The 23,301-nt window shown below is 58.0% G+C and carries 38 protein-coding genes; 36 read left to right on the forward strand and 2 right to left on the reverse strand.

Features of this window, described 5'->3' with window-relative positions; translation table 11 throughout:
- The first annotated feature begins 48 nt into the window (after window positions 1-48).
- Genes rpsL through rplQ form a run of 32 tightly spaced genes read left to right on the forward strand, consistent with a single transcriptional unit; the run spans window position 49 to window position 17,701 of the window.
- Window positions 49-423 (forward strand): 30S ribosomal protein S12, encoded by a 375-nt coding sequence (gene rpsL / locus K5607_RS01955; RefSeq protein WP_054772951.1) that lies wholly within the window; start codon window positions 49-51, stop codon window positions 421-423.
- 15 nt (window positions 424-438) lie between these two features.
- Window positions 439-909, forward strand: coding sequence for a 30S ribosomal protein S7 (rpsG, locus tag K5607_RS01960; protein ID WP_221048044.1), 471 nt, complete (start codon window positions 439-441; stop codon window positions 907-909).
- 45 nt (window positions 910-954) lie between these two features.
- Window positions 955-3,051: an elongation factor G gene (gene fusA / locus K5607_RS01965; protein WP_221048045.1), complete on the forward strand. Its 2,097-nt coding sequence runs from the start codon at window positions 955-957 to the stop codon at window positions 3,049-3,051.
- Window positions 3,052-3,075: 24 nt separating this feature from the next.
- Window positions 3,076-4,266: an elongation factor Tu gene (gene tuf, locus K5607_RS01970; protein WP_221048041.1), complete on the forward strand. Its 1,191-nt coding sequence runs from the start codon at window positions 3,076-3,078 to the stop codon at window positions 4,264-4,266.
- A gap of 5 nt (window positions 4,267-4,271) precedes the next feature.
- Entirely contained in the window at window positions 4,272-4,583 is a 312-nt protein-coding gene (gene rpsJ / locus K5607_RS01975) for a 30S ribosomal protein S10 (RefSeq protein ID WP_054772797.1), read from the forward strand.
- A 23-nt stretch (window positions 4,584-4,606) separates the two neighbouring features.
- A complete protein-coding gene (gene rplC, locus K5607_RS01980) occupies window positions 4,607-5,254 on the forward strand; it encodes a 50S ribosomal protein L3 (RefSeq protein ID WP_054772798.1) in 648 nt (215 codons plus the stop codon).
- Window positions 5,255-5,256: 2 nt separating this feature from the next.
- Window positions 5,257-5,871: a 50S ribosomal protein L4 gene (gene rplD / locus K5607_RS01985; RefSeq protein WP_221048046.1), complete on the forward strand. Its 615-nt coding sequence runs from the start codon at window positions 5,257-5,259 to the stop codon at window positions 5,869-5,871.
- Window positions 5,868-6,161, forward strand: coding sequence for a 50S ribosomal protein L23 (gene rplW / locus K5607_RS01990; protein ID WP_221048047.1), 294 nt, complete (start codon window positions 5,868-5,870; stop codon window positions 6,159-6,161). Before rplD ends, rplW begins: the two co-directional genes overlap by 4 nt.
- A gap of 22 nt (window positions 6,162-6,183) precedes the next feature.
- Window positions 6,184-7,011, forward strand: coding sequence for a 50S ribosomal protein L2 (gene rplB, locus K5607_RS01995; RefSeq protein ID WP_221048048.1), 828 nt, complete (start codon window positions 6,184-6,186; stop codon window positions 7,009-7,011).
- Window positions 7,012-7,028: 17 nt separating this feature from the next.
- Entirely contained in the window at window positions 7,029-7,301 is a 273-nt protein-coding gene (gene rpsS / locus K5607_RS02000; protein WP_054772800.1) for a 30S ribosomal protein S19, read from the forward strand.
- Window positions 7,302-7,313: 12 nt separating this feature from the next.
- Complete coding sequence (gene rplV / locus K5607_RS02005; RefSeq protein ID WP_054772801.1) at window positions 7,314-7,646, forward strand: 50S ribosomal protein L22; 333 nt, start codon at window positions 7,314-7,316, stop codon at window positions 7,644-7,646.
- A 15-nt stretch (window positions 7,647-7,661) separates the two neighbouring features.
- Window positions 7,662-8,309 carry a 30S ribosomal protein S3 gene (gene rpsC, locus K5607_RS02010; protein WP_054772802.1) on the forward strand — a complete coding sequence of 216 codons (648 nt, stop codon included), beginning with the start codon at window positions 7,662-7,664 and terminating at the stop codon, window positions 8,307-8,309.
- An 18-nt stretch (window positions 8,310-8,327) separates the two neighbouring features.
- Entirely contained in the window at window positions 8,328-8,741 is a 414-nt protein-coding gene (rplP, locus tag K5607_RS02015) for a 50S ribosomal protein L16 (RefSeq protein WP_054772803.1), read from the forward strand.
- Window positions 8,741-8,935, forward strand: coding sequence for a 50S ribosomal protein L29 (gene rpmC / locus K5607_RS02020; protein ID WP_054772804.1), 195 nt, complete (start codon window positions 8,741-8,743; stop codon window positions 8,933-8,935). Before rplP ends, rpmC begins: the two co-directional genes overlap by 1 nt.
- Window positions 8,935-9,198 (forward strand): 30S ribosomal protein S17, encoded by a 264-nt coding sequence (gene rpsQ, locus K5607_RS02025; RefSeq protein WP_054772805.1) that lies wholly within the window; start codon window positions 8,935-8,937, stop codon window positions 9,196-9,198. Before rpmC ends, rpsQ begins: the two co-directional genes overlap by 1 nt.
- Before the next feature lie 45 nt (window positions 9,199-9,243).
- On the forward strand, window positions 9,244-9,612 hold the full coding sequence (gene rplN / locus K5607_RS02030; protein WP_054772806.1) for a 50S ribosomal protein L14: 369 nt from the start codon (window positions 9,244-9,246) through the stop codon (window positions 9,610-9,612).
- A gap of 16 nt (window positions 9,613-9,628) precedes the next feature.
- Window positions 9,629-9,943: a 50S ribosomal protein L24 gene (gene rplX / locus K5607_RS02035; RefSeq protein ID WP_054772807.1), complete on the forward strand. Its 315-nt coding sequence runs from the start codon at window positions 9,629-9,631 to the stop codon at window positions 9,941-9,943.
- A 23-nt stretch (window positions 9,944-9,966) separates the two neighbouring features.
- Window positions 9,967-10,515: a 50S ribosomal protein L5 gene (rplE, locus tag K5607_RS02040; RefSeq protein ID WP_054772808.1), complete on the forward strand. Its 549-nt coding sequence runs from the start codon at window positions 9,967-9,969 to the stop codon at window positions 10,513-10,515.
- Window positions 10,516-10,520: 5 nt separating this feature from the next.
- Window positions 10,521-10,826 carry a 30S ribosomal protein S14 gene (gene rpsN, locus K5607_RS02045; protein WP_054772809.1) on the forward strand — a complete coding sequence of 102 codons (306 nt, stop codon included), beginning with the start codon at window positions 10,521-10,523 and terminating at the stop codon, window positions 10,824-10,826.
- A gap of 42 nt (window positions 10,827-10,868) precedes the next feature.
- The gene (gene rpsH, locus K5607_RS02050) at window positions 10,869-11,264 is read left to right on the forward strand and encodes a 30S ribosomal protein S8 (RefSeq protein WP_054772810.1); all 396 of its coding nucleotides are present in this window, start codon (window positions 10,869-10,871) and stop codon (window positions 11,262-11,264) included.
- An 18-nt stretch (window positions 11,265-11,282) separates the two neighbouring features.
- Window positions 11,283-11,813, forward strand: coding sequence for a 50S ribosomal protein L6 (rplF, locus tag K5607_RS02055; protein ID WP_054772811.1), 531 nt, complete (start codon window positions 11,283-11,285; stop codon window positions 11,811-11,813).
- Between the two features lie 11 nt (window positions 11,814-11,824).
- Window positions 11,825-12,184 carry a 50S ribosomal protein L18 gene (rplR, locus tag K5607_RS02060; RefSeq protein WP_054772812.1) on the forward strand — a complete coding sequence of 120 codons (360 nt, stop codon included), beginning with the start codon at window positions 11,825-11,827 and terminating at the stop codon, window positions 12,182-12,184.
- A gap of 8 nt (window positions 12,185-12,192) precedes the next feature.
- Window positions 12,193-12,720 carry a 30S ribosomal protein S5 gene (rpsE, locus tag K5607_RS02065; RefSeq protein WP_054772813.1) on the forward strand — a complete coding sequence of 176 codons (528 nt, stop codon included), beginning with the start codon at window positions 12,193-12,195 and terminating at the stop codon, window positions 12,718-12,720.
- A 4-nt stretch (window positions 12,721-12,724) separates the two neighbouring features.
- A complete protein-coding gene (gene rpmD, locus K5607_RS02070; RefSeq protein ID WP_221048049.1) occupies window positions 12,725-12,907 on the forward strand; it encodes a 50S ribosomal protein L30 in 183 nt (60 codons plus the stop codon).
- 1 nt (window position 12,908) lies between these two features.
- Window positions 12,909-13,340: a 50S ribosomal protein L15 gene (gene rplO / locus K5607_RS02075; RefSeq protein WP_054772814.1), complete on the forward strand. Its 432-nt coding sequence runs from the start codon at window positions 12,909-12,911 to the stop codon at window positions 13,338-13,340.
- Window positions 13,341-13,342: 2 nt separating this feature from the next.
- On the forward strand, window positions 13,343-14,671 hold the full coding sequence (secY, locus tag K5607_RS02080) for a preprotein translocase subunit SecY (protein ID WP_054772815.1): 1,329 nt from the start codon (window positions 13,343-13,345) through the stop codon (window positions 14,669-14,671).
- A gap of 34 nt (window positions 14,672-14,705) precedes the next feature.
- On the forward strand, window positions 14,706-14,819 hold the full coding sequence (gene rpmJ / locus K5607_RS02085) for a 50S ribosomal protein L36 (RefSeq protein ID WP_082411344.1): 114 nt from the start codon (window positions 14,706-14,708) through the stop codon (window positions 14,817-14,819).
- A 41-nt stretch (window positions 14,820-14,860) separates the two neighbouring features.
- Window positions 14,861-15,217, forward strand: coding sequence for a 30S ribosomal protein S13 (gene rpsM, locus K5607_RS02090; RefSeq protein ID WP_054772816.1), 357 nt, complete (start codon window positions 14,861-14,863; stop codon window positions 15,215-15,217).
- Window positions 15,218-15,252: 35 nt separating this feature from the next.
- On the forward strand, window positions 15,253-15,639 hold the full coding sequence (gene rpsK / locus K5607_RS02095) for a 30S ribosomal protein S11 (RefSeq protein WP_054772817.1): 387 nt from the start codon (window positions 15,253-15,255) through the stop codon (window positions 15,637-15,639).
- A gap of 18 nt (window positions 15,640-15,657) precedes the next feature.
- Entirely contained in the window at window positions 15,658-16,278 is a 621-nt protein-coding gene (gene rpsD / locus K5607_RS02100; protein ID WP_054772818.1) for a 30S ribosomal protein S4, read from the forward strand.
- A gap of 20 nt (window positions 16,279-16,298) precedes the next feature.
- Complete coding sequence (locus K5607_RS02105) at window positions 16,299-17,300, forward strand: DNA-directed RNA polymerase subunit alpha (protein WP_054772819.1); 1,002 nt, start codon at window positions 16,299-16,301, stop codon at window positions 17,298-17,300.
- 35 nt (window positions 17,301-17,335) lie between these two features.
- Window positions 17,336-17,701 carry a 50S ribosomal protein L17 gene (gene rplQ / locus K5607_RS02110; RefSeq protein ID WP_054772820.1) on the forward strand — a complete coding sequence of 122 codons (366 nt, stop codon included), beginning with the start codon at window positions 17,336-17,338 and terminating at the stop codon, window positions 17,699-17,701.
- A gap of 85 nt (window positions 17,702-17,786) precedes the next feature.
- On the opposite strand, the gene K5607_RS02115 is transcribed toward rplQ, so the two are convergent.
- Window positions 17,787-18,470, reverse strand: coding sequence for a HisA/HisF-related TIM barrel protein (locus K5607_RS02115; protein WP_054772821.1), 684 nt, complete (start codon window positions 18,468-18,470; stop codon window positions 17,787-17,789).
- 9 nt (window positions 18,471-18,479) lie between these two features.
- Here K5607_RS02115 and K5607_RS02120 point away from each other — a divergent pair, with 9 nt between their 5' ends.
- From K5607_RS02120 to K5607_RS02135, 4 genes are read left to right on the forward strand one after another with little or no spacing between them, the layout of a single operon-like run.
- On the forward strand, window positions 18,480-19,478 hold the full coding sequence (locus K5607_RS02120; protein ID WP_054772822.1) for an ATP-grasp domain-containing protein: 999 nt from the start codon (window positions 18,480-18,482) through the stop codon (window positions 19,476-19,478).
- Window positions 19,479-19,480: 2 nt separating this feature from the next.
- On the forward strand, window positions 19,481-20,539 hold the full coding sequence (locus K5607_RS02125; protein WP_221048050.1) for a hydantoinase/oxoprolinase family protein: 1,059 nt from the start codon (window positions 19,481-19,483) through the stop codon (window positions 20,537-20,539).
- A complete protein-coding gene (gene pabB, locus K5607_RS02130) occupies window positions 20,536-21,963 on the forward strand; it encodes an aminodeoxychorismate synthase component I (RefSeq protein ID WP_221048051.1) in 1,428 nt (475 codons plus the stop codon). The genes K5607_RS02125 and pabB overlap by 4 nt, the downstream gene beginning before the upstream one ends.
- Window positions 21,950-22,531 carry an amino acid kinase family protein gene (locus K5607_RS02135; protein WP_156302288.1) on the forward strand — a complete coding sequence of 194 codons (582 nt, stop codon included), beginning with the start codon at window positions 21,950-21,952 and terminating at the stop codon, window positions 22,529-22,531. The genes pabB and K5607_RS02135 overlap by 14 nt, the downstream gene beginning before the upstream one ends.
- A gap of 40 nt (window positions 22,532-22,571) precedes the next feature.
- Here K5607_RS02135 and K5607_RS02140 read toward each other — a convergent pair whose 3' ends face one another.
- Window positions 22,572-23,180, reverse strand: a complete 609-nt coding sequence (locus K5607_RS02140; RefSeq protein WP_054772825.1) for a CPBP family intramembrane glutamic endopeptidase — start codon at window positions 23,178-23,180, stop codon at window positions 22,572-22,574.
- Between the last annotated feature and the right edge of the window lie 121 nt (window positions 23,181-23,301).

Genomic DNA, 23,301 nt, shown 5'->3' on the forward strand with positions numbered 1-23,301 from the left:
GGAATATTCGGTATGACATTGGCGCAAAGGCAGAGTTCGGAGTTTTGAATGCCCACGATTAACCAGTTGGTTCGGAAGCCGCGCACACGAAAGCTTGAGAAGAGCAACGTGCCCGCGTTGGACGGTTGCCCGCAAAAGCGGGGTGTGTGTGTACGCGTTTATACCACGACGCCGAAAAAGCCGAACTCGGCTCTGCGTAAGGTGGCGCGTGTGCGTCTGACGAACGGTGCCGAGGTGAGCAGCTATATCGGCGGCGAAGGTCACAACCTTCAGGAGCACTCCGTAGTGCTGATCCGCGGCGGCCGTGTAAAGGACTTGCCCGGTGTTCGTTACCACATCGTTCGCGGCAGCCTGGATACCTCGGGTGTGGCGAAGCGTCGTCAGGCCCGTTCCAAGTACGGCGCCAAAAGACCGAAGAAATAAGGTTTAGGATTCGTCATGTCTAGAAGAAGATTTGCTGCAAAGCGAGATATCACCCCGGATCCGCGTCACGGTAGCGAAACCCTGTCTCGATTCATCAATATGTTGATGGACAGCGGTAAGAAATCCGTCGCCGAGCGCATTGTTTACGGTGCGCTGGAGATCATGGAAGGCCGCGGCCATTCCGACTCCGTCAGTGTTTTGGGTAAGGCGTTGGATAACGTGCAGCCGATGGTTGAGGTAAAGTCCCGTCGTGTTGGCGGTGCCACCTATCAGGTTCCTGTCGAGGTTCGTCCTTCCCGTCGCACCGCGCTGGCTATGCGTTGGTTGATCGATGCCGCCCGCAAGCGCGGGGAAAAGTCCATGGCGGCCCGCTTGGCGGGTGAGATGATGGAAGCCAGCGAGAATCGCGGCACCGCAGTAAAGAAGCGTGAAGATACGCATCGCATGGCTGAAGCCAACAAGGCATTTTCCCACTACCGCTGGTAGTTTTGGGTTTTTCGCATTCACCTGACTGAGAAAAGGTTCGCACTCGTGGCACGTACTACTCCGATTGAACGATATCGCAACATCGGTATCATGGCGCACATTGACGCCGGTAAAACGACGACGACTGAGCGCGTCCTCTTTTATACGGGTGTTTCGCATAAGATCGGGGAAGTGCACGACGGTGCAGCGACCATGGATTGGATGGAGCAGGAGCAGGAGCGTGGTATCACTATCACCTCCGCTGCGACGACCTGTTTCTGGACCGGTATGGGCGGCAACTTCCCGCAGCACCGTATCAATATCATCGACACCCCGGGTCACGTGGACTTCACGATTGAAGTTGAGCGTTCCTTGCGTGTTCTTGACGGCGCTTGCGCTGTTTTCTGCGCGGTCGGTGGCGTAGAGCCGCAGTCCGAAACCGTGTGGCGCCAGGCGAATAAATACGGCGTGCCGCGTATCGCGTTCGTCAATAAGATGGACCGTTCCGGCGCCGATTTCCTGCGCGTCGTCGAGCAGCTTCGCACGCGCCTTAACGCGTCGCCGGTGCCGCTGCAGCTCCCCATCGGCGCAGAAGAAAACTTTAAAGGCGTCGTCGACCTCATCAAGATGAAGGCGATTTTCTGGGACGACTCCACGCAGGGCATGAAGTTCGAGGAGCGCGATATCCCGGAGGATATGGTTGACGCCTGCCAGGAATGGCACGAGAAGATGGTAGAGGCCGCTGCGGAGTCCAACGAAGAGTTGATGGAAAAGTATCTGGAGAGCGGTGAGCTTTCCGTTGCTGAAATCAAGAGCGGCTTGCGCGCTCGCACCATCGCCAACGAAATTGTTCCGGCCCTGTGCGGTTCCGCCTTCAAGAACAAAGGCGTTCAGGCCATGTTGGACGCGGTGATCGAGTACCTGCCGTCTCCCGTAGAGGTGCCGGCTGTGACCGGTATCCTGGATGACGAGAGCGAAGGTTCGCGCGCCTCTTCCGATGATCAGCCGTTTTCTGCTTTGGCGTTCAAAATCGCCACCGACCCGTTCGTCGGGGCTCTCACCTTCTTCCGCGTTTATTCCGGTGTGGTGAATTCCGGCGACACCGTATTCAATCCGGTGAAGGACCGTCGCGAACGTATCGGTCGTATCGTGCAGATGCACGCCAACAACCGGGAAGAAATTAAAGAAGTTCGCGCGGGCGACATCGCGGCGGCCATCGGCCTGAAGGAAGTCACCACGGGCGACACGCTCTGCGATCCGAAGGAAATCATCACCCTGGAACGCATGGAATTCCCTGAGCCGGTGATCTCTGTCGCTGTAGAGCCGAAAACCAAGGCGGATCAGGAAAAGATGGGCATCGCGCTGAATAAGCTGGCCCAAGAAGATCCGTCGTTCCGTGTTCATACCGACGAGGAAACCGGCCAAACGATTATTTCGGGCATGGGCGAACTGCATCTCGAGATTATCGTTGACCGCATGAAGCGCGAATTTAACGTTTTGGCCAATGTCGGCGCGCCGCAGGTGGCTTATCGCGAAACGATTCGCAAATCGGTCGAGCAGGAAGGTAAGTTTGTTCGCCAGTCCGGCGGCCGCGGTCAGTACGGTCACGTTTGGTTGCGCATCGAACCGCAGGAGCCGGGTAAGGGCTACGAATTCGTCAATGCCATCGTGGGCGGCGTTGTGCCGCGCGAGTATGTTCCTGCCGTGGATAAAGGCATCCAGGAACAAATGCAGAACGGTGTGATTGCCGGCTTCCCTGTGGTCGACGTCAAGGTCACGATTTTTGACGGCTCTTACCACGAAGTGGACTCCAACGAAATGGCCTTCAAAATTGCCGGCTCGATGGGTTTCAAAGAGGGCGCCAAGAAGGCAAATCCCGCTTTGCTTGAGCCGATCATGAAGGTCGAGGTTGTGACGCCGGAAGAGTACATGGGCGATGTCGTAGGCGACATCAACCGTCGGCGCGGCATGATTTTGGGTATGGACGAATCGCCTTCCGGAAAGGTTGTGAACGCGGAAGTGCCGTTGGCCGAGATGTTCGGTTACGCCACCGACCTTCGTTCCGCCACTCAAGGTCGTGCGACGTACTCGATGCAGTTTGAGAAATACCAGGAAGCGCCGGCCAATGTCGCCGATGCGGTCATTAAAAAAGCTAACAGCTAAGCATTTGAATCACTGAGGTGTACCGTGGCTAAAGAAAAATTCGAGCGCAAGAAGCCGCACGTAAACGTGGGCACGATTGGTCACGTTGACCATGGCAAGACGACGCTGACGGCGGCGCTGACGAAGTGCATGGCGGAATTGCACGGCGGCGAGTTCAAAGCCTACGACCAGATCGACAACGCTCCGGAAGAGCGCGCACGCGGCATCACGATCGCCACGGCGCACGTGGAGTACGAGTCCCCGAACCGCCACTACGCGCACGTGGACTGCCCGGGCCACGCCGACTACGTGAAGAACATGATCACCGGCGCCGCACAGATGGACGGTGCGATCCTGGTTTGCTCCGCCGCCGACGGCCCCATGCCGCAGACCCGCGAGCACATCCTGTTGGCTCGTCAGGTAGGCGTGCCCTACATCGTTGTCTTCCTGAACAAGGCCGACATGGTTGACGACGCCGAGCTGATCGAGCTGGTGGAAATGGAAGTGCGCGACTTGTTGAGCAAGTACGACTTCCCCGGCGACGACACCCCCATCATCGTGGGCTCCGCCCTGAAGGCGCTGGAAGGCGACCAGAGCGACATCGGCGTGCCGGCGGTCAAGAAGCTGGTAGAAGCCATGGACAGCTACATCCCGGAACCGGAGCGTCCCATCGACCGCCCGTTCCTGATGCCGATCGAAGACGTATTCTCCATCTCTGGCCGCGGCACCGTGGTGACCGGCCGTGTCGAACGCGGCATCGTCAAAGTAGGCGAAGAGGTGGAAATCGTCGGTCTGAAAGACACCGTCAAGACCACCTGCACCGGCGTAGAAATGTTCCGCAAGCTGCTGGACCAAGGTCAAGCGGGTGACAACGTCGGCGTACTGCTGCGCGGCACCAAGCGCGAAGACGTGGAACGCGGCCAAGTGCTGGCAAAGCCGGGCTCGATCAAGCCGCACACCCACTTCGAAGCGGAAATCTACGTCCTGTCGAAGGATGAAGGCGGCCGTCACACGCCGTTCTTCAACGGCTACCGCCCGCAGTTTTACTTCCGTACCACCGACGTGACCGGAGCCATCGACCTGCCGGAAGGCGTGGAAATGGTAATGCCGGGCGACAACGTCAAAGTGACGGTTAAGCTCATCGCCCCGATCGCGATGGAAGACGGTTTGCGTTTCGCAGTGCGCGAAGGCGGCCGTACCGTCGGCGCCGGTGTGGTTTCGAAGATTATTGAGTAATTGATATGGCAAAGCAGCGCATTCGTATTTCGTTGAAAGCGTTCGATCATCGTCTGATTGATCGTTCGGCGTCGGAGATCGTCGAGACCGCTAAGCGCACAGGCGCCCAGGTTTTGGGCCCCATCCCGATGCCGACTAAGAAGGAGCGGTGGACGGTATTGACCTCTCCGCACGTGAACAAAGATGCTCGGGATCAGTATGAGTTGCGTACCCATAAGCGGTTGCTCGACATCGTTGACCCGACCGATAAGACCGTTGATGCCCTCATGAAGCTGGATCTGGCTGCGGGCGTGGACGTACAGATCAAACTGAGCTAAGCGCAGCACGGGAGCTAATTGAGATGGCTATCGGTTTAGTAGGCCAAAAGTGCGGTATGACCCGCGTATTCACCGAGCAGGGAGTTTCCGTTCCTGTATCCGTGGTTCGCGTTCAGGACAACCGCGTACTGCAAGTTAAGACGCCGGAAAATGACGGCTACAGCGCTGTTCAGGTGGGCGTGGGTGAGAAGAAGGCTTCTCGTGTAAACAAGCCCATGGCCGGACACTTCGGGAAAGCCCAGACCGGCACCGCCAAGAAAGTACTCGAATTCCGACTGGAGGAAGGCGAAGCTGTCCCGGCGCTGGCATCCGCCTTTGGCGTTGAAGTGTTTGAAGAAGGGCAAACCGTCGATGTGCGCGGTGTGACCATCGGCAAGGGCTTCGCCGGCGTAGTTAAGAGACACAACTTCGCGACGCAAGACGCGACCCACGGTAACTCGCTGTCCCATCGCGGTCATGGCTCCATCGGCCAGAACCAGACGCCGGGGCGCGTGTTCAAGGGCAAGCGCATGTCGGGCCATATGGGTGCGGTGAACTGCACTGTCCCGAACCTCACGGTGTTCGGCGTAGATAAAGAGCGCGGGCTGTTGCTGATCAAAGGCGCGATTCCCGGACCCAAGGGCGGATTCGTGGTGGTGAAGCCGGCCGCAAAAAAACGTAGAGGCAAGTGAGCATGAGCGTGCAAGTACCTGCAAGCGACAACGGTGGCGCGGCAGCGCAAGTCGCCGATGAAGTCTTCGGCAAGGAATACAACGAAGGTTTGGTGCATCAAGTGGTCGTAGCCTATATGGCTAAGGCCCGGGCCGGCACCAAGGCGCAAAAGACCCGCTCCGACGTTAGCGGCGGTGGCGTTAAGCCCTGGAAGCAGAAGGGCTCCGGCCGCGCTCGCGCGGGCACCAGCCGTAGCCCGTTGTGGCGCACCGGTGGTGTGACGTTTGCCGCCCGTCCGCGCGACTATAGCCAAAAAGTCAACCGCAAAATGTATCGCGCCGCGATGTGCTCCATTTTGTCCGAGTTGCTGCGGCAAGGGCGCGTCAGCGTCAACGACGCTTTGGTACCCGCCGAGCCGCGCACCAAAGCTTTCGTCGATCGTATCGGCCAAGTTGGCCGTACGCGTACCTTGATTGTTACGGAGACGATTGAAGAGAATTTGTGGTTGGGTGCACGTAACGTGCCCAACGTTGCACTCTCCACCGTGACCAGTTTGGACCCGTACACCTTGGTTTCAGCAGATCGCGTTATCGCTACGAGAGCGGCGCTGAAGAGCCTTGAGGAGAGACTCAAATGAACCAAAAGCAACTGAGTCGGGTTATCCTGGCGCCGGTAATCTCGGAAAAGAGCACGTTGGCTGCTGAAAAAGGCGCTGCGGTTGTGTTTCGCGTGTTGCCGGAAGCGGAAAAGGATCAGATCCGCCGTGCTGTAGAATTGATGTTTAAAGTTGAGGTCGACTCGGTCCGTGTTTTGAACGTCAAAGGCAAGAATAAGCGCACTGGGCGTTTCATCGGCAAACGGTCGGACTGGAAAAAAGCATACGTAAAGCTTAAGCCGGGCCACGACATCAACTTCGGTACAGCTTAAGTTTTCACAGTAGGTTAGAGCGATGGCGATTATCAAGAAAAAACCCACTTCCGCGGGCACGCGTTTTGTGGTCAAAGTTCGCACCGACGGATTGCACAAGGGCAAGCCCGTGCGTTCTCTGGTCGAGAACCTGGCCAAGAATGGCGGGCGCAACAGCGTCGGACGCATTACCGTTCGTCACCAAGGCGGTGGGCACAAGCGTCAATACCGTCTGATCGACTTCAAGCGAAACAAGGTCGGCGTAGCTGGCAAGGTTGAGCGCATTGAATACGATCCGAACCGTAGCGCCAACATCGCTCTGATCCTGTATCGCGACGGCGAGCGGCGTTACATTGTGGCTCCGAAAGGGCTGGCTGTCGGTGACGAAGTCGTTTCGGGCGATTTCGTGCCCGTTAAAACCGGCAATTGCATGCCGCTGCGTAACATGCCGGTAGGCTCCATTATTCACTGCGTCGAGTTGAAGCCGGGCCGTGGTGCCCAGCTTGCCCGTAGCGCAGGCGCTTCTGTGCAGATGGTCGCAAAGGAAGGCGCGTATGCGACGATTCGTTTGCGTTCCGGTGAAATGCGCAAGGTTCCGGCGGACTGCAAGGGCGTGTTCGGCGAAGTTGGCAACAGCGAGCATAACCTGCGCTCATTGGGTAAGGCCGGTGCCTCCCGTTGGCGGGGAATTCGTCCTACCGTTCGAGGTGTTGTTATGAACCCGGTGGACCACCCCCATGGCGGCGGCGAAGGCCGCACCTCCGGCGGTCGCCATCCGGTGACCCCGTGGGGTATCCCCACCAAGGGCTATAAGACCCGGCACAATAAGCGTACCGGAAAACTGATTGTTAGAAGTCGCAAAGCGAAATAATTCAAGGGGAAGCGGTCGTGCCACGTTCTATTAAAAAAGGCCCTTTCATCGACCACCATCTGTTGAAGAAGGTGGAGGAAGCAGCGGCGTCCGGCGGAAAACGCCCGATCAAAACTTGGTCGCGCCGTTCCATGGTGTTTCCGGACATGATCGGACTCACAATCGCAGTACATAACGGCAAGCAGCACGTGCCGGTATTGATCAGCGAAAACATGATTGGTCACAAGTTGGGTGAATTTGCACCGACTCGTACTTACAAAGGCCACCAGGCCGACAAAAAGGCCAGATAAGGCGGGACCCAGATGGAAGTTAAAGCTAAGCTCTCGTTCGCTCGCTCTTCGGCGCAGAAAACACGGCTCGTGGCTGACCAGATTCGCGGTCAGAAGGTTGAGTCGGCGCTGAACACCCTGCGTTTTAGTCAAAAAAAGGCTGCTGACATCGTCCTTAAGGTGTTGGAGTCGGCTGTGGCGAATGCGGAGAACAATGCGGGCGCCGACATCGACGAATTGAAGGTTGGGGCTATTTACGTAGATGAAGGTCCTTCGTTGAAGCGCCTTATGCCGCGAGCGAAGGGCCGCGCGAATCGCATTCTGAAGCGTACTTGCCACGTCGTCGTAAAACTCACCGATAAATAGCCAAAGGCTCGAAAAATGGGACAGAAGGTACACCCCACCGGTATCCGGCTCGGACACGTAAGAGATTGGTCTTCCCGCTGGTATGCGGACAAGGCGAACTACGCCAAATATTTGTATCAGGATCTCAAGCTGCGCGAGTTTCTGAAAAAGAAGCTAGAACACGCCTCCGTCAGCCGTATCCAGATCAACCGTCTGGCAAACAGTGCGCAGGTTACGGTTCACACGGCGCGTCCGGGTCTTGTGATAGGCAAGCGTGGCGAGGATATCGAGCAGCTGCGTAAGTCCGTCTCCGGATTCTTGGGTATCCCTGTTCAGGTGAGTGTCGAGGAAATTCGTAAGCCGGAACTGGATGCGCAGTTGGTTGCGGAAGGTGTCGCCCAACAGTTGGAAAAGCGCATCATGTTTCGCCGCGCAATGAAGCGCGCGCTGCAGAACGCCATGCGCCTCGGTGCCGAAGGAATACGGATTAACGCTGCGGGCCGACTGAACGGCGCTGAAATCGCGCGTACCGAGTGGTATCGCGAGGGACGGGTGCCCTTGCACACCTTGAGGGCCGACATCGATTATGGCTTCGCCGAAGCGCATACCACCTACGGTGTGATCGGGGTGAAAGTATGGATCTTCAAGGGTGAAGTGTTTAACCCCGACGAACGATTCGTTTGAGGGCATGGGTGAAAAGTAATGTTACAGCCTAAACGCACAAAATTCAGAAAAACGCATAAAACTGTCAAGTCGGGATTGGCTGGGCGTGGCTCGAAAGTCAGCTTCGGCGAATACGGTTTGAAGGCAGTCAACGGTTGCCGTATCACCGCTCGCCAGATTGAGGCCGCTCGACGCGCGGTTTCTCGCCATGTGAAGCGCGGCGGGAAAATTTGGATTCGCGTATTCCCTGACAAGCCCATTTCGACGAAGCCGTTGGAAGTTCGTATGGGCAGCGGTAAAGGTAGCGTGGAGTACTGGGTCGCCGACATCAAGGCTGGCGTTGTGCTTTACGAGATTGAGGGGGTTAGCGAGGAAGTGGCGCGCGAAGCATTTCGTCTGGCCGCTGCCAAGCTGCCGGTCAAGACAGCGTTTGTACAGCGTACGGTGATGTAATGAAAGCAAGCGAACTAAGGCAGAAAAGCGTCGCAGAACTTGACGAAATGCTCGGAGAGTTATATCGTACGCAGTTCAACTTGCGGATGCAGAAGGCAACCGGGCAGTTGAGCAAAACCCACGATGTGCGTCAGGTTCGTCGCGAAGTGGCAAGAATTATGACTGTGCGAAAGCAGCTCGCCGAGGCAAAGTGATGAGCGAAAGCGAAAAAAAGATCCGTACCGTTACCGGCCGCGTGGTAAGCGCTAAAGGTGAGAAGAGTGTGACGGTTTCGGTGGAGCGCCTGGTTCCTCATGCGCTTTACGGCAAAATTACTCGTAAGACCACCAAGGTTCGCGCTCACGACGAGCAGGGCGACGCTTCCGAAGGGGATTTGGTGGTGTTGACTCCCTCCCGGCCGATGTCCAAGAGCAAAAGCTGGCAGGTTTTGAAGGTTGTTGAAAAAGCCCCTGTCTGATCGCGAGTGGCGCTGGGCAATTAGTCGAAAGAAAAGCGAGATACCATGATTCAGATGCAAAGCTGCCTCGATGCTGCTGATAACAGCGGGGCAAAGCGGGTAATGTGCATAAAGGTGTTGGGCGGGTCGAAGCGCCGATACGCAGCCATTGGTGACATTATTAAAGTCAGCATTAAGGATGCCATTCCTCGTGGCCGAGTGAAGAAAGGCGAAGTTCACAATGCCGTCGTCGTCAGGACCCGCAAGGGCATTCGCCGCCCGGATGGTTCTCAGATCCGTTTCGACGGAAATGCTGCCGTGCTGCTCGACAATAAGCTCCAGCCTATCGGTACGCGCATTTTTGGGCCGGTCACCCGCGAGCTTCGGACTGAGCGGTTCATGAAAATTATTTCGCTGGCTCCAGAAGTACTGTAACGGAAGGCGGAAAAAAATGCGTAAGATAAAGAAAGGCGATCAGGTCGTCGTTATTGCCGGAAAAGATAAGGGCAAGCGCGGCGCCGTCATGTCTGTTGATGAGCATCGCGTGTTTGTTGAAGGCATCAATGTCGTCAAGAAGCATGTTAAGCCCATGCCTGCCCGTGGCGTCGAGGGCGGTATCGTCGATAAGACGCTGTCAATTCACGTTTCTAACGTCGCGTTGTTTAACCCTGCGACGAAAAAGGCGGATCGAGTAGGTATTCGTACCTTGGAAGACGGCCGGAAGATCAGGGTTTTCAAGTCCACCAGCGAAGCGGTAGACGCGTAGTCTTAAGAGGAACACCGGACCCCATGGCTAGGTTGCAAAAAACATATAATGAAGAAATCCGCCCTGCGCTGATGACGCGTTTCGGCTATAGCAGCATCATGCAGGTGCCCCGCATTACGAAAATTACCCTGAATATGGGTGTTGGCGAAGCGGTGGCGGACAAGAAAATCCTGCAGGCAGCTATCGAAGATTTGGCGAAAATCAGTGGGCAAAAGCCGGTCGCCACGATCGCGCGCAAGTCCATCGCCGGGTTCAAAATCCGCGACGGAATGCCCATCGGTTGCAAAGTTACTCTGCGTCGCGAGCGCATGTACGAGTTTCTGGATCGCCTAATCAATGTCGCAATGCCGCGTGTTCGGGATTTCCGTGGGTTGAATCCGCGCTCGTTTGATGGTCGCGGCAGCTACTCCATGGGCGTGAAGGAACAGATTATTTTCCCGGAAATCGATTACGACAAGATCGACGCGCTGCGCGGTCTTGATATCACTATTACGACGACTGCTCGCGGCGACGAAGAGGCTCGGGCGTTGTTGGAAATGTTCAAGTTTCCTTTCCGGACCAAGAGCGAATAATAGGTATGGCTAAGAAGTCGATGAAAGCCCGCGAAGTAAAACGGGCGAAACTGGCCGACAAGCACGCTGCAAAGCGCAAAGAGCTAAAGGCGATTATCAGCAGCCAGACGGCCAGCTTTGAGCAGAAGCACGTCGCCACCGTAGCTCTGCAGAAACTGCCGCGGGATTCGTCGGCCTGCCGTGCGAGAAACCGTTGCTCCCTGACCGGGCGCCCGCATGGGTATTACCGCAAGTTCGGGCTTGGCCGTAATATGCTTCGTGCTGCCGTGATGCGCGGCGATGTGCCTGGTGTTACCAAGGCCAGCTGGTAAAAGAGCACCCTTCAAGCAATTGATTCAGCGAAGAATATTACTATGAGCATGACCGACCCCATCGCGGATATGTTGACCCGGATTCGTAACGGCCAGATGGCCGGAAAGGCCGAGGTGAGCATGCCGTCCTCTAAACAAAAAAAGGCGCTTTGCAAGGTGCTCGCGGCTGAAGGCTACATCAGCGGTTTTTCGGCTTCCAACGAGAACGGCAAGGAACGCTTGAGCGTCACGTTGAAATACCATCACGGAGTCCCCGTAATCGAGATGGTTAAGCGCGTAAGTCGCCCAGGGCTGCGTATCTATCGGTCCAAGGACGAGTTGCCTAAGGTTATGGGTGGTCTCGGTGTAGCTGTTGTATCCACTTCTAAGGGCGTGATGACGGATCGCGCTGCTCGCGCCCAGTCCTTGGGCGGCGAAGTGATTTGTCTGGTGGCATAAGCCTTAAGGTGAGTTTTCATGTCTCGGGTAGCTAAAAATCCTGTCGTATTGCCGAAGGGCGTGGAAGTGAGCTTCACTTCCGGGCAGCTTACGGTTAAGGGGCCGAAAGGGACTTTGTCTCAAGCGGTCAATTCTTCTGTGGAAATCATCGTTGACGCAGGTGTTGCCAAGGTGGCGCTGCCTTCCGACGGGAGCTCTACTCAACAAGCGGGAACCGCGCGCGCGATCCTGGCTAATATGGTCAAGGGCGTGTCGGAGGGGTTCGAGCGTAAGTTGACCATGGTCGGCGTCGGTTACAGAGCGCAGGCAAAAGGTTCTACGGTCAGCTTGTCTCTTGGATACTCTCATCCCATCGAATTCGAGGCACCCGCCGGAATTACTGTTGAGACTCCAAGCCAAACGGAAATCCTCGTGAAGGGGTGCGATCGGCAGGTCGTAGGCCAGGTGGCCGCAAATATAAGAGCGTTTCGTGGTCCCGAGCCTTATAAAGGCAAGGGCATCCGTTATTCGGACGAAATTATTGTGCGTAAAGAAGCCAAGAAGAAATAAAGTTTCATACCATGGATAAGAAAGCGTCCCGTAGGCGTCGTGCTGTAAAGGCCCGAGCTTCCATTAAGCGCTTAGGCGCTAACCGTCTAACGATTCATCGCACCCCAAGCCACATCTACGCGCAGGTATTCAGCGCAGATGGCGCGACGGTGATGGCATCCGCCTCCACGCTCGATCCCGAGGTGCGCAAAGCTCTGGCTGGCGCGCATACGGGTAACTCGTCGGCCGCGGTGGCCGTAGGTAAGGCAATTGGAGAACGTGCAACCGCTGCTGGTGTAACCAAGGTGGCTTTTGATCGCTCCGGCTTTAAATATCATGGCCGGGTGAAAGCTCTGGCTGACGCGGCCCGCGAAGCTGGCCTTCAATTCTGAGGTTCACCATGGCTACCCCTAGAGCTCAAAGTAATCAAGGTTCCGCCGCTGCAGGCGCGGGCACCCTTCAGGAAAAATTGGTCGCGGTACGCCGCGTAGCGAAGGTGGTGAAAGGCGGCCGTGTATTTGGCTTCACCGCCCTGACGGTGGTCGGCGATGGCAACGGTCAGGTTGGATATGGTCTTGCGAAGGCGCGCGAAGTGCCGGTTGCTATACAAAAGTCCATGGAGCAGGCCAAGAAGAACATGCGTAAGGTTCGCCTAAACGGCACGACCCTGCATCATGCGGTGACTGCGGAGTGTGGCGCGGCTAAGGTTCACATGCAGCCTGCTTCGGAAGGTACCGGGATCATCGCTGGCGGCCCAATGCGCGCTGTGTTTGAGGTTGTGGGAATTCACAACGTTTTGGCGAAGTGCATCGGCTCTAATAATCCCATCAACGTGGTTCGTGCCACGCTCGAAGGGTTGAACATGGTTCGCGACCCGAAGCAAATTGCGGCGAAGCGCGGCCTGACGGTTGAAGAAATTACGGGCTAAGATCATGGCTTCCAAATTGCGTGTGACGTTGATTAAAAGTAAGCACGGCCGCAAGGCCAGCCATCAGGCGTGTCTTATTGGTTTGGGGATTCGCAAGATCCACAACACCGTGGAAGTCGAAGACACCCCGTGCACTCGAGGCATGATTGCCAAGGTGTCCTACATGGTTCGCGTCGAGGAGCAGTGATATGCGTCTGAACAATTTAAGAGCGGAAGAAGGAAGTCGCCCGGATCGCGTGCGTCTTGGTCGCGGGATTGGCAGTACGTTGGGTAAAACCAGTGGCAAGGGTCATAAGGGTCAGAAGGCTCGCGCTGGCGGCTACCATAAAGTCGGCTTCGAAGGCGGTCAGATGCCGCTGCAGAGACGGCTGCCGAAGGTCGGCTTCAACTCTCCCATGAAGCCTTTTTCCGCCGAGGTGCGCTTGTCGGATGTCGCTCGTCTGGAAGGTGAAGTGACCATCGCTGCGCTGAAGGATGCCGGCCTGGTTGCATCTAATGCGAAGCGCGTGAAGATCATAAACACCGGCGTGATCGCGAAAGCCCTTACGGTAAAAGGTGTTGCCGTTACTGCGGGTGCCAAAGCGGCCATCGAACAGGCTGGCGGAAAAGTCGAGGCCTAAAGGTGAGCACGCCAAACCCCTTCGGCGCCGATCGCTTCGGCAAACTGGCGGAACTTCGCCAGCGTCTGTTGTTCGTGCTAGGTGCGCTGGTCGTTTACCGCATCGGCGCCCACATTCCGGTTCCCGGAATCGATTCCAAGGCGCTGGCTCTGATGTTTCAACAGCAGGGCGGCTCGATATTGGACATGTTTAACATGTTCTCCGGCGGCGCGCTGAAGCGCCTGAGTATCTTGGCGCTGGGCATCATGCCGTATATTTCCGCGTCTATCATCATGCAGCTGATGACCATGGTCATTCCGAAGCTGGAAGAGACCAAGAAGGAAGGCGAGGCGGGGCGCAGGAAGATCAACCAATATACCCGTTATGGGACGGTTGTGTTGGCGGCGTTCCAGTCGGTCGGCGTCGGTATGGCGTTGCAAAATCAGACCGCCGGCGGCTTGCCGGTGGTTTCGACTCCGGGCTTTCAATTTGTTTTTGTGACCTCGTTGAGCTTGGTCGCCGGGACGATGTTCCTAATGTGGTTAGGGGAGCAGGTCACCGAGAGGGGTATCGGTAACGGCATTTCCATCATCATCTTTGCGGGTATCGTTGCCGGCCTGCCTCCCGCTGTCGGCGGCACGCTGGAGTTGGCCCGCACGGGCGAAATGAGTCCGTTCGCCGTTATCGGGTTGTTCGTGGTCGCGGTGGCGGTGACTGCCTACGTAGTTTACGTAGAGCGGGGGCAGCGCCGCATCCAGATCAACTATCCGAAAAATCAGCATGGCGGCCGCGCTAGCGGTGGGCAGGCGAGCTTCCTGCCGTTGAAGATCAATATGTCCGGTGTGATTCCGCCCATTTTCGCCTCCAGCATAATTTTGTTCCCGGCCACGGTGGCTAGCTGGTTTGCCAACACGGAGCACATGGGTTGGTTGCAGGATGTGGCCACTGCCTTGTCTCCGGGGCAGCCTATCTATATACTGTGCTATGCTGCTGCGATCATCTTCTTCTGTTACTTCTACACGGCGGTGGTGTTCAACACCAAGGAAACGGCCGAGAATCTGAAGAAGTCTGGCGCATTCATCGCCGGCATTCGTCCGGGCCAACAGACCGCCGCTTACATTGACGGCGTGATGTCCAGGCTCACTTTGGCCGGCGGTATATACATTACGGCGGTGTGCTTGCTTCCGGAATTTCTCATCTTGTACTGGAATGTCCCGTTTTATTTCGGTGGCACGTCGTTGATGATTATTGTGGTTGTGGTTATGGATTTTATCAGTCAGGTCCAGTCCCATCTGATATCTCACCAATACGAGTCGCTGCTTAAAAAAGCGAATCTTAAATCCAAACGTTGATAATCGCGGATTCGCCGCTAAGGAACGAGTAGAAATGAAAGTACGCGCATCGGTAAAGAAATTGTGCCGCAATTGCAAAATTGTTCGGCGTAACGGCGTGGTTCGGGTTATTTGCGCAGAGGCCCGGCATAAACAGCGCCAAGGTTAATTGGCTTCAAATTATCGCGATCGTCGCGGAGAAAAATGTAAATGGCACGTATTGCAGGCGTAAATATTCCTGACCATAAACACGTCGTGATCTCCCTTACGGCAATTTATGGGATAGGTCGTACTCGCTCGAAAATGATTTGTGAGCGCGCGGGCATTGACCCGGCTTCCAAGGTCAAGAGCCTAAGTGATGCGGAGGTGGAAACCCTGCGCGTCGAGGTTGCGAAATTCGTGGTTGAGGGCGACCTGCGCCGCGAGGTGTCCATGAGCATCAAGCGTTTGATGGACCTGGGCTGCTACCGTGGGTTCCGCCATCGTCGCGGCTTGCCTGTACGCGGTCAGCGTACGAAAACTAACGCCCGCACCCGCAAGGGGCCGCGGCGTCCGATCAAGAAGTAATCGCGTAGATTCGCCGAACACTGGGTAACTAAAAAATGGCAACAGCAGGCCGCACAAAAAAGCGCATTAAACGGGACGTTTCCGACGGGATCGCTCACATCTCCGCCTCGTTTAACAACACCATAATCACCATCACCGACCGCAAGGGCAATGCGTTGGCATGGGCTACCTCCGGTGGCTCCGGGTTCCGTGGCTCCAGAAAGAGCACCCCGTTTGCGGCGCAGGTGGCGGCGGAACGCGCTGGCGTTCAGGCGAAAGAATACGGTTTGAAAAATCTCGACGTCAGAGTGAAAGGCCCCGGCCCCGGCCGTGAGTCGGCAGTTCGTTCGCTCAACAATTTGGGCTTTAAGATTACCAACATCGAGGACGTAACGCCGATTCCGCATAACGGCTGCCGTCCGCCCAAGAAACGTCGCGTCTGATTTGGCTGGAGAGTTTTAATGGCAAGATACATTGGCCCGAAGTGCAAACTGAGCCGCCGCGAAGGTACGGATCTATTCCTGAAGTCGCGCGGTAAGGCGATTGAGTCCAAGTGCAAATTGGACCAGCCCCCGGGACAGCATGGCCTGCGCAAGACGCGCACGTCTGACTATGGTTTGCAGCTGCGCGAGAAGCAAAAGCTTCGTCGCATCTATGGTGTCTTGGAACGGCAGTTCCGCAACTACTATCAGGTCGCCGCTAGCCGCAAGGGTTCTACCGGTGAAAACCTGCTGAACATCCTGGAAAGCCGACTGGATAACGTCGTTTATCGTATGGGCTTTGCGGCCACGCGTGCGGAAGCCCGCCAGCTGGTGAGCCACAAAGGCATAACGGTAGATGGGCAAGTTATCAATATCGCTTCCTATCAGGTTGCTGCTGGATCCACTGTTGAAGTGCGCGAACGCGCAAAGAAGCAGCAGCGGGTTATCGATGCGATGGCCTATGCCGAGCAGTATGGTCTTCCGAATTGGGTTGACGTCGAAACCGCGGCCTTGCGTGGCGTTTTCAAGAGCGCTCCGGATAGAGCAGAGTTAGGCAGCGCCATCAACGAACAGTTGGTCGTTGAGTTGTACTCGAAGTAAGGCTCAAACAAGGTTTACCGATGCAAAATCAAGTCTGGGAGTTGCTTAAGCCGCGAGTGGTCGACATTCAGTCAGCCAAGACTCACACCGCCAGGGTGGTTATCGAGCCGCTGGAGCGGGGTTATGGGCACACGCTTGGCAGTTCGCTGCGTCGCGTACTTCTTTCCTCGATTCCGGGATGTGCGGTCACCGAGGTGCAGATTGAAGGCGTGTTGCATGAATATGGCGCCATTGAAGGAGTTGAGCAGGATGTCATCGATATTTTGCTGAACCTCAAAAACTTGGCCGTCAGGCTGCATGGCGGAGCGAGCCAGGCCATCCTCCGGGTCGACAAGACCGGCCCCTGCGTCGTCACTGCGGCTGATTTGGTCGGCGGGCCCGACGTAGAAATCGTTAACGGCGATTTGGTGCTGGCGACGCTGAACGATTCCGGAAAGTTGAATGCGACGCTGAAGGTTGAAAAAGGCCGCGGTTACCAGACCGCGCTGAACCGTCGTGCCGCGATGGAGTCCAGCGCGGTGGGGACGCTGCATCTCGATGCCTCTTTCTCCCCCATCCGTCGCGTCGCCTATAACGTCGAGAACGCTCGTGTGGAACAGCGTACGGACCTGGACAAATTGGTCATCGATATCGAGACCAACGGCACGGTTGACCCGGAAGAGACGATCAAAGCGGCCGCCCGCATATTGGTCGAGCACCTTGCTGTGTTCGTCGAGCTGAAGGGCGAGGTGATGCCGGTATCCAGCTACGACGAGAAGCCGGAATTCGATCCGATTCTGTTGCGTCCCGTAGACGACCTCGAACTCACCGTTCGTTCGGCTAACTGCCTCAAGGCTGAGAATATCTTCTACATCGGGGATTTGATTCAGCGTACGGAAGTCGAGTTGCTGCGCACTCCGAATCTGGGCAAGAAGTCGCTGACCGAGATTAAGGACGTGTTGGCGTCCAAAAGTCTCTCACTCGGCATGCGGTTGGAGAATTGGCCGCCGGAATCCCTTAAGGACCGTAGCCGGGCTGCATAACCAATTAGATAGTTAAGCAAGGCAGATAAAAGAATATGCGTCACCGTAAGGCCGGAAGAAAATTTAACATGGACAGCAGCCAACGCAAGTCGCTGCTCCAAGGTTTGATGGTTTCCTTGTTTCGCCATGAAATCATCAAGACCACCCTGCCGAGGGCAAAAGAACTGCGTCGCTTCGCCGAGCCGCTGATTACGCTTTCGAAAGAAGATAGCGTATCCCACCGTCGTTTGGCATTCGCACGTTTGCGCGATAAGGAAGTTGTCGGCAAGTTGTTCAGCGATCTGGGTCCGCGTTTCAAACAGCGCCCCGGTGGCTATTTGCGTATCCTCAAGTGCGGTTTCCGCGCCGGCGACGCAGCTCCGATGGCATACATCGAATTGGTGGATCGCAACGCGGAGTAGCGAACGCTACACTGAAAAAAAAGCCGGCCTTGTGCCGGCTTTTTTTGTCCGTCTAAGCCTCGCAGTTTGGACAACGATAGTGCGTTTAGGCGTAGACGCTTAGGTTTTCCGCGGTTATGGCGCCTTGATGGAGGCTGGAAGCGATTAGGCAGGCCCATACTCCCATGTCCGCTAATTTGCTCAGATCTTCGGCGTGGCGAACGCCTCCCGCGGCGATCCAGCGATGTTGAGGATAGTGGTGCAGGTGCCGCTGTAATTTCGGCCAGTCGGGGCCGGCGCCGCTGCCGACACGCCCCAGCGTCATCAGGATGATGCGGAGCGGCCAGCTCTGCGGGGTTTCCAAAAGCTCCGACGGACCCGAGTAACGTTCGCCGAAAAAATCCAAGGAGAGAATTGCGCGGTGTTGCCACGACGCTAGCTGCCTCACGCATGCGGTGTCCATGGATTCGCTGCCCAGGATGGGGATTAGGTTCGCGGGGAGGTTTGTGGCGTTGTCGGGCCAGCCTTGGTCTACCCAAAATTCGACGCAGGGGAATTGATGGGCGAGGTGGTTGATTGCGGCGCGATTATCGCCCTGTCCGGTCAATGCGTTTAAGTCCGCCAGATATATGCAGCGGAAAGGGTAAAAGCGCAACAGGCCTTCTACGACCGCCATGGGGGCCGCGCTGTCGCACAGACGGCTCCGTAGCTCCCGGTAATCGTCGCGTTGGCCTTTGACGGCATGAACCGCCGCCCCGTTTTTCAAATCGACGACGGGTACGACTTGCATTCAGCGCCTATGAAAATCCTGTTGTTCGAATATATCACCGGCGGCGGACTGGCCGGGCTGGAGCTACCGCCCGGGTTGGTGCGGGAAGGGCGCGCGATGGCGGTCTCGCTCGCCTGCGACCTGCTTTCCATTGCCGGCGTCAGCCTCGTCGTTCCTTGGGACGGCCGCTTGCCGTTGCCGGAATACGCCGATCACCCTCGCGTTCAATTGATGCCGGTGGAGAGTGCGCTGTCCTTCCGGAACCTTTGGCGCGCGGCGTTGGAGCGATGCGACGCCGTATGGCCGATTGCGCCGGAGACTGGCGGGGTATTGTCTCACGTGTGCCGCGACGTGGCGCAATCCGGCGTCCGGCTATTGAATTGTCCGCCTGGGGGCGTGTCGCTCGCGACGAGCAAGCGGCAAACGGTCGATCGTTTGACGGCTCACGGCGTGCCTGCCGTGCCGACTTATCGCGTCCGGGAAGTGCCGGCAGGCCTGCCCTGGCCTCGGGTCGTCAAGCCCGACGATGGGGTGGGCTGCCAAGACACTTACGTGGTCGAGAGTCCCGCCCAGCTGGAAAACTATAGCGCGGAGGCGGCGTCCAACGACTGGCTGATACAGCCATACGTACACGGCGCTCCGCTGAGCCTTTGCGCGCTGTTCTGGCGGGGCGACGCCGCTCTCTTAACCGTAAACCGTCAATCGATGGCGTTGTCCGACGAAGGCGCTTTTCGACTCACCGGATGCGAAGTGAACGCGATCACGGACGACGTGGGACAATATTCTATGTTGACGCGACAAATCGCCGCCGCCGTTCCCGAGTTGGAGGGGTATGCCGGCGTGGACTTCATACAGACGGCAAGCGGCCCGGTGGTGTTGGAAATTAATCCGCGTTTGACATCGTCTTATTCCGCGCTGGGGCGGGCGTTACCCTGCAACCCGGCGGCATTGATATTGAATTTGTACGAAACCGGCCGTTTGCCCAGCGTGGATGCAAAAGCCGGTCGAAGGGTGTTGGTGGATTGGTAAGCATGGCTATTGAGACGGTGGGTTGGGACATTGGCGGCGCTCATATCAAGGCGGCAGGCTTGGACCGGGACGGGCGCGTGCTGGTGGCGGCGCAGGAGGCTTGCGCATTGTGGCGAGGCATCGGGGAGCTGGACAGCGTGCTACCGCGGGTGTTGACCGCGTTGGGCGCTACCGGGCCGGTAAGCCACGCCATCACCATGACCGGGGAGCTGGTGGATGCGTTCGCCAGCCGTAGAGCAGGCGTGCGGACGATCGTGGCGGCGTTGGAACGCTTGCTTGTCACGCGCGCCTTGATGGTCTATGCCGGTCCGCGGGGATTTTTTTTGGCGCACCAGCCGCCGGAGGACGAAATCTGCGACGCCGTCGCCTCGGCCAACTGGATGGCCACGGCCGAATTTGTCGCCAGTCAGGTAGCGTCGGCGCTGTTGGTGGACATGGGAAGCACCACGACGGACATCCTGTCGATACGTGACGGTGCCGTCCGTTATCGAGGGTATAGCGATTTCGAGCGCTTGCGGCAGGAGGAGCTGGTTTACACGGGAGCGGTACGCACGCCGCTGATGGCCGTGGCGGAACGGGCGCCTTTCGACGGCGATATGGTTTTGCTGGCGGCGGAACATTTCGCTACCATGGCCGATGTTTACCGGTTGTTGGGACGACTGCCCGAGCACGCCGATCAATGGCCCGCAGCGGACGGCGGCGCTAAAACCCCCGAGGGCAGCGCGCGGCGCATCGCGCGGCTATTGGGGCGCGATTTGGGCGACGAAGCTTTGGACGTTTGGCGCCAAGTTGCCGCTTATTTCGGCGAGCGCCAGTTGCAGAAGTTGCACTTGGCTTGCCTGAGGCAACTGTCTTGCGGACCGTTGCACGGCGACGCGCCCTTGGTGGGCGCCGGCGTCGGGCGGTTCGTGTTGCAACGCTTGGCGCAGCGCCTAGACAGGCCTTATGTGGATATAGGCGATTTGATTAACTCCGTACCCGGTTCGCCGGCTTCGCCGAGCGCGGCCGATGTGGCGCCCGCGGTGGCGGTAGCGAAATTGGCGATGCGTTTAAAATCGTGACGACACCTCTGCTTAGCGAACTCCCTTATTCGGAAGACAGCGCAGCGCTGTTCACTCCTTGGGCGGAGCGCCCCTGGGCGGTTTTCCTCGACAGCGGAACGCCCCAAGGACGCCAGGGCCGCTACGACATATTGGCGGCCGATCCCTACGCCACGCTGACCACCCGTGGCAAAGTCACGGAAATTCGCAGCGAGGGCGAGATACGCCTGTCGCCCGAAGACCCTTTCCATTTGGTCCGCGCCTATCTGGGGGAAACGGCTCAACGACAGGGCGGTTTGCCTTTTTGCGGCGGGGCGATCGGTTATTTCGGCTATGACTTGGCGCGCCGCTTGGAGGCGTTGCCGACGCTGGCGGAGGACGCAGAGCGCATACCCGACATGGTGATCGGCCTCTACGATTGGGCCGTGGTGGTGGACCATCGCGAACGCCGTTCCTGGCTGGTGGGGCAGGGCCGCGATGCGCGCACCGCGGCGCGCTGGAACGAGCTCCAACGCATTTTCAGCCAAGTGCAGACCCTGGCTTGGCAGCCGCGCGGATTCCGTGTGCTGGGCGAGGTGGTGTCCAATTTGCCGCGCGAACGTTACGCGCGGGCCTTCGAACGCATCCAGCACTACATTCGCGAAGGCGATTGTTATCAGGTGAATTTGGCGCAGCGCTTCTCGGCGCCCTGCCAGGGCAGTCCGTGGCATGCCTACCACCAGTTGCGCCGGCTCAACTGCGCGCCGTTCAGCGCCTACCTTAACCATCCTCAGGTACAGACCCTCAGCTCCTCTCCCGAGCGCTTTCTGCAAGTCCAGGACGGCGTGGTGGAGACCAAGCCCATCAAAGGCACGCGACCGCGCGGGGCCGACTCCGCGGCGGATTTCGCCCAAGCCCAGGCGTTGCGCGACAGCCTAAAAGATCGGGCGGAAAATCTCATGATCGTGGATTTGCTGCGCAACGACCTGGGTAAAAGCTGCCGGCCCGGTTCGGTCCACGTGCCGAAATTGTTCGACGTGGAAAGCTTCGCCACCGTCCATCACCTGGTCAGCACGGTGCGCGGCCAGCTGGCCGACGGTGTGCATGCATTGGATCTGTTGCGCGGTTGTTTCCCCGGCGGCTCCATTACCGGCGCGCCGAAGGTTCGCGCCATGGAAATCATCGAGGAACTGGAGCCGAATCGGCGCGGCATATACTGCGGTGCCATCGGTTATGTGGGGTTTGACGGCAATATGGACACCAATATCGCCATTCGGACCCTGGTTCATTCCGCTACGCCGCAGTGCCAATCCGATCACGCCATCCGCTTCTGGGCCGGCGGCGGCATCGTTGCCGATTCGGTGATGGAAGAGGAGTATCGCGAGTGCTACGCCAAGGCTTCCGCCTTGCTCACCCTGCTGCAGCAATACACGGCCAAGCCCGAGTGCGACCGTGTGGGTCGTTAAGTTCGGCGGCAGCTTAACCCGCTCCGACGCCCTGGAAGGCTGGCTTCGAGCGCTGGCCGCCTATGGCCGTGGGCGTGTGGTGATCGTGCCCGGCGGCGGCCCTTTCGCCGACGCGGTGCGCGTCGCGCAACATTCCTTTGCATTCGGTGACCGGGCGGCGCACGCCATGGCGCTGCTTGCCATGCATCAATATGCTTGGATGCTCCAGGGCTTGTGTTCGGCGCTGTCGCTGGAGGCTGACGTCGAACGGCTGGAGTCGCGCTTGGCGCAAGGGGAGGCGGCGTTGTGGTTGCCCGATTTGCAACAGCTGGACGCCGCGGACGTTCCCGCCAGTTGGAACGTCACTTCCGATAGCTTGGCCGCCTGGTTGGCGGCGCGCTTGGGCGCAACGGACCTGTTGATGGTGAAGTCCGTCGCCGTCGCCGCCGATGCGTCGCTGGAGCGCCTGCGGGCCGATGGCGTGGTGGATGAGGCGTTCGCCGGGTACGCCCGTTCCGGCGTTTTCAAGCTGCACTGGGCGGGCCCGGCGGACAGTGGGCGGCTGTCCGAGTTATTGGACGCCGCCTGAGGGCGGTTCGCCGTCAGCCGTCGGCGAATGTCGCGCTCGACTACCGCCGGTTACGCTGCGACTGCTCGGCGCGATAGCTTTGAATGACTATCCAGAAAGCCACGAAGTCGTAAAGTCCATGCACCACCATGGGCGTGAGCAGGTTGCGTTCTTCGCCGATGTCCAGCATCACGCCGAGGTAGATTCCGGTGAAAAGGGCGAGCAGGCCGTACAGCGGGGTGACGCAGTGCAGCAGGCCGAACAGCACGTTACTTAGCATCAAACCGGCGCCCCAGCCCCAATGAGCCTCGGCCCAGGGTTGCAGGACGCCGCGGAACAATGCCTCTTCCCCCAAGCCTGCCAATGCGGCGAGCGCCAGCAGCTGATGCACGCGGCAGGCGGCTAGTTGCGGAGCCAGGCTATCCAACAGGAAACGCCTGATTTTTGTCAGCTCCGGGTGCGGGAGTTGGTAGGTCCAGAAAAACAACAACAGCAAGGGCAGCGTACCCAGTATGCCGTGGCTGACGGCGGAACCGTCGAAACGGAAGTCCGAGAACGGGGTGATGCCGGCGATCCAGCCCAGCGCGTAGGCGACGCCCACCAAGCCGCCTTCGAAGGCATAGGCTAGGGTTAGGAAGTTCGGGCGGCCATCGGTGCTTGGGGGTGGCAAGTGGCTGGCTCCCTGGGTTTGCTGAAAGCGGCCGGTTGCTAAATAACCGGGCGGCTGCCCGGCGCGCGCGAGTTGTCGGCTGCGGGGCTGCGTCCGACCGACGTAGCCCCCATGTTACGCC

Origin of the sequence: Methylogaea oryzae (assembly GCF_019669985.1) — a bacterium.
Classification (GTDB): Bacteria; Pseudomonadota; Gammaproteobacteria; order Methylococcales; family Methylococcaceae; genus Methylogaea; species Methylogaea oryzae.

Excerpts from the sequence above, each read along its gene's own strand:
- rpmD (WP_221048049.1), top strand. The coding sequence starts at position 12,725 with ATGGCTTCCAAATTGCGTGTGACGTTGATTAAAAGTAAGCACGGCCGC.
- rpsC (WP_054772802.1), top strand. The coding sequence starts at position 7,662 with ATGGGACAGAAGGTACACCCCACCGGTATCCGGCTCGGACACGTAAGA.
- rplN (WP_054772806.1), top strand. The coding sequence starts at position 9,244 with ATGATTCAGATGCAAAGCTGCCTCGATGCTGCTGATAACAGCGGGGCA.
- rplD (WP_221048046.1), top strand. The coding sequence starts at position 5,257 with ATGAGCGTGCAAGTACCTGCAAGCGACAACGGTGGCGCGGCAGCGCAA.
- rpsD (WP_054772818.1), top strand. The coding sequence starts at position 15,658 with ATGGCAAGATACATTGGCCCGAAGTGCAAACTGAGCCGCCGCGAAGGT.
- rpsE (WP_054772813.1), top strand. The coding sequence starts at position 12,193 with ATGGCTACCCCTAGAGCTCAAAGTAATCAAGGTTCCGCCGCTGCAGGC.
- rpmC (WP_054772804.1), top strand. The coding sequence starts at position 8,741 with ATGAAAGCAAGCGAACTAAGGCAGAAAAGCGTCGCAGAACTTGACGAA.
- K5607_RS02125 (WP_221048050.1), top strand. The coding sequence starts at position 19,481 with ATGGCTATTGAGACGGTGGGTTGGGACATTGGCGGCGCTCATATCAAG.
- rpsQ (WP_054772805.1), top strand. The coding sequence starts at position 8,935 with ATGAGCGAAAGCGAAAAAAAGATCCGTACCGTTACCGGCCGCGTGGTA.
- rplW (WP_221048047.1), top strand. The coding sequence starts at position 5,868 with ATGAACCAAAAGCAACTGAGTCGGGTTATCCTGGCGCCGGTAATCTCG.
- rpsL (WP_054772951.1), top strand. The coding sequence starts at position 49 with ATGCCCACGATTAACCAGTTGGTTCGGAAGCCGCGCACACGAAAGCTT.
- rplC (WP_054772798.1), top strand. The coding sequence starts at position 4,607 with ATGGCTATCGGTTTAGTAGGCCAAAAGTGCGGTATGACCCGCGTATTC.
- rplB (WP_221048048.1), top strand. The coding sequence starts at position 6,184 with ATGGCGATTATCAAGAAAAAACCCACTTCCGCGGGCACGCGTTTTGTG.
- rpsN (WP_054772809.1), top strand. The coding sequence starts at position 10,521 with ATGGCTAAGAAGTCGATGAAAGCCCGCGAAGTAAAACGGGCGAAACTG.
- rpsJ (WP_054772797.1), top strand. The coding sequence starts at position 4,272 with ATGGCAAAGCAGCGCATTCGTATTTCGTTGAAAGCGTTCGATCATCGT.
- rplO (WP_054772814.1), top strand. The coding sequence starts at position 12,909 with ATGCGTCTGAACAATTTAAGAGCGGAAGAAGGAAGTCGCCCGGATCGC.
- rplE (WP_054772808.1), top strand. The coding sequence starts at position 9,967 with ATGGCTAGGTTGCAAAAAACATATAATGAAGAAATCCGCCCTGCGCTG.
- K5607_RS02120 (WP_054772822.1), top strand. The coding sequence starts at position 18,480 with ATGAAAATCCTGTTGTTCGAATATATCACCGGCGGCGGACTGGCCGGG.
- rpmJ (WP_082411344.1), top strand. The coding sequence starts at position 14,706 with ATGAAAGTACGCGCATCGGTAAAGAAATTGTGCCGCAATTGCAAAATT.
- rpsH (WP_054772810.1), top strand. The coding sequence starts at position 10,869 with ATGAGCATGACCGACCCCATCGCGGATATGTTGACCCGGATTCGTAAC.
- rplF (WP_054772811.1), top strand. The coding sequence starts at position 11,283 with ATGTCTCGGGTAGCTAAAAATCCTGTCGTATTGCCGAAGGGCGTGGAA.
- rplR (WP_054772812.1), top strand. The coding sequence starts at position 11,825 with ATGGATAAGAAAGCGTCCCGTAGGCGTCGTGCTGTAAAGGCCCGAGCT.
- rpsG (WP_221048044.1), top strand. The coding sequence starts at position 439 with ATGTCTAGAAGAAGATTTGCTGCAAAGCGAGATATCACCCCGGATCCG.
- rplX (WP_054772807.1), top strand. The coding sequence starts at position 9,629 with ATGCGTAAGATAAAGAAAGGCGATCAGGTCGTCGTTATTGCCGGAAAA.
- rplV (WP_054772801.1), top strand. The coding sequence starts at position 7,314 with ATGGAAGTTAAAGCTAAGCTCTCGTTCGCTCGCTCTTCGGCGCAGAAA.
- K5607_RS02105 (WP_054772819.1), top strand. The coding sequence starts at position 16,299 with ATGCAAAATCAAGTCTGGGAGTTGCTTAAGCCGCGAGTGGTCGACATT.
- rpsM (WP_054772816.1), top strand. The coding sequence starts at position 14,861 with ATGGCACGTATTGCAGGCGTAAATATTCCTGACCATAAACACGTCGTG.
- rplQ (WP_054772820.1), top strand. The coding sequence starts at position 17,336 with ATGCGTCACCGTAAGGCCGGAAGAAAATTTAACATGGACAGCAGCCAA.
- K5607_RS02115 (WP_054772821.1), bottom strand. The coding sequence starts at position 18,470 with ATGCAAGTCGTACCCGTCGTCGATTTGAAAAACGGGGCGGCGGTTCAT.
- rpsK (WP_054772817.1), top strand. The coding sequence starts at position 15,253 with ATGGCAACAGCAGGCCGCACAAAAAAGCGCATTAAACGGGACGTTTCC.
- rplP (WP_054772803.1), top strand. The coding sequence starts at position 8,328 with ATGTTACAGCCTAAACGCACAAAATTCAGAAAAACGCATAAAACTGTC.